Source organism: Vibrio sp. 10N.222.46.A1 (assembly GCF_041473595.1).
GTDB lineage: Bacteria > Pseudomonadota > Gammaproteobacteria > Enterobacterales > Vibrionaceae > Vibrio > Vibrio tasmaniensis_A.
Genome location: NZ_JBFRSN010000716.1, coordinates 1 through 7,689 on the forward strand (window position 1 = coordinate 1; position 7,689 = coordinate 7,689).

At 43.5% G+C, this 7,689-nt stretch carries 5 protein-coding genes and 1 pseudogene; 1 reads left to right on the forward strand and 5 read right to left on the reverse strand.

What is annotated here, in order from left to right; all coding sequences use genetic code 11:
* A pseudogene (locus tag AB4496_RS18945) lies at positions 1–997 on the reverse strand (histidine kinase); the annotation flags it as partial.
* A gap of 169 nt (positions 998–1,166) precedes the next feature.
* Between AB4496_RS18945 and AB4496_RS18950 the strand changes: the two are divergent.
* A complete protein-coding gene (locus tag AB4496_RS18950) occupies positions 1,167–1,736 on the forward strand; it encodes a UPF0149 family protein (protein WP_009846406.1) in 570 nt (189 codons plus the stop codon).
* 118 nt (positions 1,737–1,854) lie between these two features.
* On the opposite strand, the gene AB4496_RS18955 is transcribed toward AB4496_RS18950, so the two are convergent.
* The 4 genes from AB4496_RS18955 to AB4496_RS18970 form a co-directional block, all read right to left on the reverse strand.
* Positions 1,855–2,886, reverse strand: coding sequence for a potassium channel family protein (locus AB4496_RS18955; RefSeq protein WP_009846405.1), 1,032 nt, complete (start codon positions 2,884–2,886; stop codon positions 1,855–1,857).
* A 163-nt stretch (positions 2,887–3,049) separates the two neighbouring features.
* Positions 3,050–3,751 carry a 4'-phosphopantetheinyl transferase gene (locus AB4496_RS18960; RefSeq protein WP_009846404.1) on the reverse strand — a complete coding sequence of 234 codons (702 nt, stop codon included), beginning with the start codon at positions 3,749–3,751 and terminating at the stop codon, positions 3,050–3,052.
* Positions 3,752–3,756: 5 nt separating this feature from the next.
* Positions 3,757–4,569: an ABC transporter ATP-binding protein gene (locus AB4496_RS18965; RefSeq protein WP_009846403.1), complete on the reverse strand. Its 813-nt coding sequence runs from the start codon at positions 4,567–4,569 to the stop codon at positions 3,757–3,759.
* A gap of 198 nt (positions 4,570–4,767) precedes the next feature.
* On the reverse strand, positions 4,768–7,689 hold a 2,922-nt coding region (locus AB4496_RS18970), incomplete at its 5' end, for a condensation domain-containing protein (RefSeq protein WP_372131623.1).

Sequence of the window (7,689 nt, forward strand, 5' to 3'; positions counted from 1 at the left end):
TCTCAGCTTCGAGATAGATGGTTTTTTCGTTGAAGGTTTTGATCAAATGTCCGATTTCATCATCACTAGAGTAGTCAACATCGATGATCTCGCCCGCTTTAGAACTATCAACTTGGGCGGCAATCGTTGTGATTGGGCTTATCAAATAGCGGTTCAGTAAGTAATAACCGGCCATGACACACAACAACAACAGCGGCACAATACCGCCTTCAACGCTCATTACCTGACGAAACACTTCGTCTGCTACTCGTGATTTTGAGTTGACGACATCCACTTGCCATCCAAACTCTCCAAATTGGTTACTACTAATATAAATCCCATCAACGAGATTGAAGTTATGAGAAACCAACACTTGGTTGAGTTTGTCTCTTAGAGTAATACCAAGGTTGTATTCTTCCGCATGGTTCTTGATAAAGCCGAGCAACTCTTCGAGTGAGAGATCCACCGTCGCGACACCTGCAAAAGTTCCATCGTAATAGTAAGGTGAAGATGCTGTGATCATTTGAACATGTGTATATGGGTCAATATACACATTGCTCCATGCAATGGTACCCTGCGCTTTGTTTACTACAGATGTATACCAATATTCGTTCTGATAAGGCGCATTTTTGGGGTTGTTATAAGAAAAGAGCTGGTCAATATCACCATCGTCGGCTTTGTTGAAAAAATAACTGTTAAGGATTTTATCAGAATCCAATGCATGCGGTTCTGGCCAAATACCTGCGCTGACGATCGTGTCATCGCTCGCCGCCAACATTGACTTAATAAATAACGGTATAACATCAGTATCACTGCGCTGCGCCTGAGCGAAACCAACCAAACTATCAACAAAACCTTGAGAGCTGCCGAGGGGTGCTGTAATCAATTCCGATAACAGTTGTGTACGTAAGTCGAGGTTTTGTTGCAACTTAGCGCGTACAGGAGATTCTACGACGTAATACGTCACACTACCGACAATGGCAATGAACATTGCGAGGTATACACCAAGCGCTACCATACTTTTTTTCTTGAGAGACGAGCGTATTTGCATAATTATCTTGTTATTTTCTTTCTGTTTAACCTAGTGTTTATCACTAATGACATCAAGCGTTTTTAGATGAAGCTTGATTGGCGCAAGTTCATTGGTACTATAAGCACAAATATGTTCCCTTTTACGGTACCTCACTTTGACTTTACAAGATATTCTTGCGCTTCCAGAGTTGGAAGGAAAGCTAATCACAGAACACAAAACCATGGGCTTTGTCACTGCAATGGCAGCCGCTCCAAATGTGTTAACCCCTCATGAATGGCTGCCATTCCTTTGGGGTGGCGAAGAAGTCGCGCCTTTTACCGACGGTGAACAGCTGGAAAGCTACATTGAAGTTATCATCGCGCTTTGGAACAAAACCCGCCCAGAACTGATCGAAGGTACTTGGGTATGGCCTGAAGCTTGTCAATTAGATGATGCAGAAGTTGTAAATACAGCAGCTCGCGATTTTTGTGAAGGCTTACTTCAAGGTTGGCAGATAGCCCGTGATGATTGGGAAACACTGATGCCCGAAGACAGCGAAGACAACGCATTGGTCGGCGGCGTGTTGCTTTCACTAAGCATGCTTTACGATCCAGAAACTTCCATTGCTACGCTTGCAGAACAAGGCATCGAAGGCCTTGAGCAATTTGAAGAGATCTTTAATGCTGTGCCAGTGATGCTTTGCGGGTTAACGCAACGCGGTATCGCATTAGCCGAAGCTCAATAATTTTCCATTCTCTCTAAAGCGAGAGATATAAAAGAAATAAGCTGCGCTATATTCGAACGATAGTAAGAAGGCCTCACAATGAGGCCTTCTTTCGCTTCAGGAGAGACTAAATAGCCGTCTAAAAGCCTTTCCAATCGAAATGATCAATTCGCTCATCGGCAATGTAAAACAACTTAGTACCGCTGCTGACAACTTGGTCTAACTCCGGATTAAGCTCTATACCACTCCCCGTATCAATCGCGATCAGCGTTGCTTTATACTTCTCTTTGAATACAGAGAAAATAGGCGCAACGGTTACAGGTTCGGCATCTTTAGGGTAATACGTCGAATACTGTGTCATACCTCTAGTTGAGCTTAAAAGCTCTTGATGAAGCGCACTTGAACCGGGATCAACCGCAGCTTTAGCCAGCATTTCGGCACCCACTGCCGGAATACATTCAGAGTTTGGGCAATGTTGATGCAGTAAATCGCTCAACGCCTCATCTTTAAAGTAAACCAGAAGATGAGCCTTAGGGTTTCGGTTCGCACAATAAAGCGCTGCAGACAGCGTGATGTCGTCTTCGGGGTTATCAATAAGAATACAGCTGGCTGACTCAATGCCCGTTTTCTCCATCTCTTTACCATCGGTGTAGCTGTTTACCTTAACGAAATTGATCTCACCGGGTAACGGATTTTCGATATCTGAACGCGTACATAATACGATTGGTCGCTTGCCCGTTTCTTCATGTTGCAGCATACGGATGAGATGAATGGTTCTTTGTTCATTCCACCCCAACATCAAAATGTGGTTTTCCACTCTAACTCTCCTTTTACCTAACAAGCCCGCTCGCCAATATTCAACACCTTCTGTTGCCACCTTACCCAGTAAAGCAGCGAAAAGGCTGAGCCCTCCAGGGATAACAAACAAAATAACAATCCATCGCCCCGCTTCCGTCGTCGGTGACAAATCGCCATAACCAACCGTAGAAGCCGTCACGACTAAATAGTATGCAAATGTAGTAAACGAGTTGGTTAAGTCCGTTTCACCCGCTAAATACAATGTCGACCACGATAAAAACACGTAGCCGAGGAAAGTAAACAGTAGGTTTTTACCATTCAAAACAAAGATATTCGCTTTGACCCAACGTTTGAGTTGTAACCAGATTATCATTAGAGCCTCTAATCCATTTCTCTTAGTTACATGCTAGAAAAAATAAATGATATCAACAAGATGTATCTTAAGAAAAAGGCACATGAGCCCAAAATAATGCCAATAGTCCACATTTAGGTACAAAAAGACTTAGAAATATATACAAACAATTTCTTGGATCAAATCAAGCTTGGCGAGGTTCGCGTACCAATGTATAAACTTTACCTTGCTTAAAAAAGAAATACACACACAGATTTAGTGCTTCGCCAAACGCCTTTTCTCCGCGCTCACACAGTTGAAAATGTGCCTCGCCTTTATCCATATCGATACTCATTAGCTTTGAGTCGCTGAACTCTAAATAAGTCTTAACATAGGGATAGATGGCTTTAAAAATACTTTCCTTAGCAGAGAACACTAAGGTGACAAACCATTGAATGGGAAGGTGAGTCCCGGCTAAGTGCTTTATTTCTTGAGGGCTAACAAACATAGGCATGAGTGACATAACCTGGTTTTCGTTGATGAGCTCTTCAACATCCAAACCAACAAAGCTCACGTCACTTAATGAACTGACCGTCGCTACCGCTAGATCATCGGTATGAGAAATGCTTCCAATCCAACCCTCGGGCCAAACCGGTGATCGGTGTTCACCGATGGGCAGTTCGAGGCAATCACACCCTTCAATGCGTAATGCGTGCAATGCCGCCCTGCGACCGGCAATAAACTCCGCTTTTCGTTTAGTTACTGAACGCTTCATTTCATTTGGTAACGCGACGTCAAGTTCTTGAAAAAGGCAATCTGTATACCTTTGTCGTTCAAAGTGGTACTGCCAAACCTTAATATTTTGCGAGCCAAAGGTGAGCAATTGCAAACCTGACAAAAAAGTCATACGAGTTACTTCCCCAGAGGCACAATCAATGGAGTATGACTTACAGGATCATCAATAATAACGCTATCTAAGCCAAATACTTGCTTAACGAGTTTGGCGTCAATTAAAGACTTAGGTTCGCCTTGCGCGACAATTTCTCCACCAGCAAATGCAATCAGGTGATCTGCATAACGACAGGCTTGATTCAAATCATGCAGCACGGCAACGATAGTATGTTTTTTTTCTCTATTGAGGCTACGGAACAACTCCAACAAATCAATCTGGTGTGCGACGTCCAAATAAGTTGTTGGCTCATCAAGTAATACTATCGGTGTCTTTTGCGCTAATACCATGGCGATCCAAACTCGTTGTTTCTGACCTCCAGAGAGTTCATCGACCTGCCTCTCGGCCAAATCGGTGACACCAGTATCTTCCATCGCTTGAAAGACCGCCTCTTGATCATCTAAGCTCCACTGCTTAAACAGTTTTTGATGCGGGTAGCGACCTCTTGCCACCAAATCAACGACTCGAATCCCTTCAGGAGCTTGTGAGCTTTGCGGCAGTAACCCTAACTCTCTCGCCAACTCTTTAGCTGGCACCTTTTGAATATTCTGACCATCAAGACAAATTTTACCTTGAGAAGGTTTCAACAAGCGGCACAAGCTTCTCAATAAGGTAGACTTTCCGCACCCGTTGGGTCCGACAATGACCGTAAATTTACCTTCAGGAATATTAAGTTCGAGATTTTCACAAATAACGCGATTATCGTATGCAAGTTTAAGGTTATTTCCATTTAGTCGAGAGGTAATGTTGGATTTAACCGGTGTCGATAGGCTCATAAACTTCTGATTCATTTAAGTTAAACAATATCCCCTAAGTAACCTTTAGCTATTTGCTTATTTAGCCAATTAGCTGTTTGATTGCTTAACTCAATAGCTCTAGCCATTCAGTTACTTGGGAAAGCGCAGCATCAAGAATAGACTTGATGCTGCTCAAGGTTACGCATGGTTTCTTGGACGAGTAATCTACCTACGGTTTTAGAACATTGCGGGTTCAACCACGCGGTCTTTAATTGCTTCGAGCAACTGATCCCCCTTTGAGCTCAAAGCAAATTCTGCAAACAGAGCTCTTAGTGTGTCACACAGAAGATCAACCTGAGCTTGACTGTAGTTTTCAGTAAGGTAGCTCATCATTACACGTAGCACCTGCTCATCATTGACGGTTTCTTCTAACACTTCGAACTGAAGTCCTAAACCAGATTCGCTTCGATCTGAATCAACCTGCTGGAAGTTGATTTTGTCACCATTAGACAATTCAAAAGCACCACTAAATTTACTTTTGGCGTGAAGTTGAATAAAGACTTCGAACATGTGCCCATCCACATCGGGATCCCCCCCAACCAAACCTTCTTCAATAAGGTCGATAGGAATATCGCCATATGGCATAGAATCATTAATCGTATGTTTCACTTGGGCTACCAGTTCAGCCACCGTACGGACGCGTTCAAAATTCACTAAATGCGCCACTACGGTGGTGAAGTAACCTATCGTGTCATAATACTCAACGTCTTGTCGGCCCGAAGCCGAGGTTCCTACTATGAGCTTATTGGGTGCACCAACAACATTGAGTGCCGCTGCAATAGATGCATAAACAACATTGAATAGCGATGCGCTTTGCTGCTTGGCAAGTGCATATAACCCATCCCTTACGTTATCTTCAATTTCAACGATAACCCAACCACCTTTAGCCCCTTGAGGATCAGCCTTCTCTGATAAAGGGTGACTCTTAGGGAATATAGGGGTAGACCACGGCACATCTTTTAGATTATCCAACCAATAATCGAGGTGCTTCTGATGTGTTCCAGAACCTCTCTGCATACGAGCATACTCGTGCATTGGAAGAGCTTCATGTCTCCATTCCGGTGATTGACCTTGAACGCGCAGTTTATAAGCTAAATTAAGCTCATCCATCATCAAATTCACTGACCATTCATCTTGAACAATATGGTGGAACAAGAAGGACAAGAACTGCTGCCCCGTATCCTTGCAACGGATGAATCTTACTCGAAGAGGGAACTCCTTCTCTAAATCAAAGGGATGGATTGCCTCTTGTTTAAGAAACTCATCCCTATCTTCGATTTCACATTCATCTGAAGTCCAAAACCATTTGTAATTGCCGATGTCACTGACATCAACCACTTGTTGGCATGGATTACCATCATGTTCATAAAAATGGCTTCTTAGAGTGGCATGACGAACTAGAATATCGCGGCAAGCTTCCCCAAAAGCCACTTCATCCAATTCATCGAAAAAGCGTAAAACAAACGGCAAGTTAAAAATCGTATTGAGTCCAAATTTGGCGTATTTGGGAATCGCCTTCCACAGAGAATTCTGAGCGAGCGACAATGGAGCAAGCGAAGAACCAACATCGGTAAGAGATGCCGAAGACTCAAGAAACTCGGTACTTTTCGGCACAGCTTGTTCGGCAAGCGATTGAGCCGTCGGGTTGCCAAAAAGATCATTAATGCTGATTTCAATACCATGGTGAGTCAGTAATCGACCAATAACTCGAGTTGCAATCAATGAGTGCCCTCCGAAGTCAAAGAAATCGTCCGTTGCGGTCATCGTATCCGAAACTAAAGCCTCTTTAAACTCAGCCAAAATGAGTTCGGCAGTAGAATTTATCTCAGAAACGGGACTTGATGCTTCAACTGATGCCGGCATAACCGTGGGGGTTATTGGCTTAGCGTGCTTAGCCAGTTCAGTCGCAGTTCGGTAGGTGAATAAGTCTTCAATGCTCACTTCAATCCCATGGTCCTTCAACAAGCGACCAATGACTCGAGTACCAATAAGCGAATGACCACCAAAATCAAAGAAGTCATCGTCTTTGTTCATGCTTTCTATAGAAAGTGCATCTCTAAATTCAGCGAGTATTGTCTTTTCAAAAATTGAAACTGGCTCGGCACTTTCATTCACCAACGGTGCTGCTTTTACATCCTGCTTTGCCAATGCAGGTTTAGTGACTTTTTGACCATCAATGTAGGCAATAAATTGCTCAAATAGAAACGCTCCTAAGTGAGGAGAAACCGTTACCCCCGTAACTAACTCAAATGACAGGGCACCTTGTCGGTTAATGCCAACCGCAAGAGAGATTTCAAACTTCGGATGAAGCGGTGCAGTCGGTAATTTCACAGCCTCCACATCATCAAGTGACAAATAGTCAGCCGGATCTACAAGCCAAGTCACTAAAGCTGCTGATTGAGAAAACTCTGTTGACTCGATGGTCTGAGACTGAGCAGCGGTTAGCCTCATAGTAAGGTCGCCAACAGCTTGGCCTAAGTCTGAAATTGGCTGCCCTAAACAGAGATAAGTCAAACCAGTCTCAATCATCGCGCCATTAATTTCTCGATTTTTCTGACTGATATCAACCGGCATGAACACATCAAGACTATCGAGATCATTAGACTCGGTGATGTAACGAGCGAACAGCACCGCAGTAGCTGAGAGGATTTCTACTTCGTTCATCGTCCTACCAAGGCGATTCTCGAAGGTCTCTCTTTGAATAGAAGTCGTAAACTTACGTGGTACTGATACTTGTAAATACGAACAAACATTTTCACTGACACCGGTTTGTACTAAGTCAATATCCTGTGTAGAACGCTTAATCCATGGCAAACAAGATGTCGAAAGAGCTTCAAGCTTTTGAATTGGCGTGAAACCTCCTATCTCTGTGGGCTGCTTTCTCTGCTCTATGGTGCAAAGGCCATGATTATATAAAGCACTCACAACTTCGAATATTTCTTTCCAGCACACTTCACCACTCAAAATTTTGTGAGAAACTACACCTAACACCACATCTTGCTCTGCGCAAATGTAAACCGTAAATTGGATTCCTGACTGAGATTCCAGCGCTATAGGGGTTGATTGATTAGCTTGCAGGTGGGAAATAGCATCTTGAAC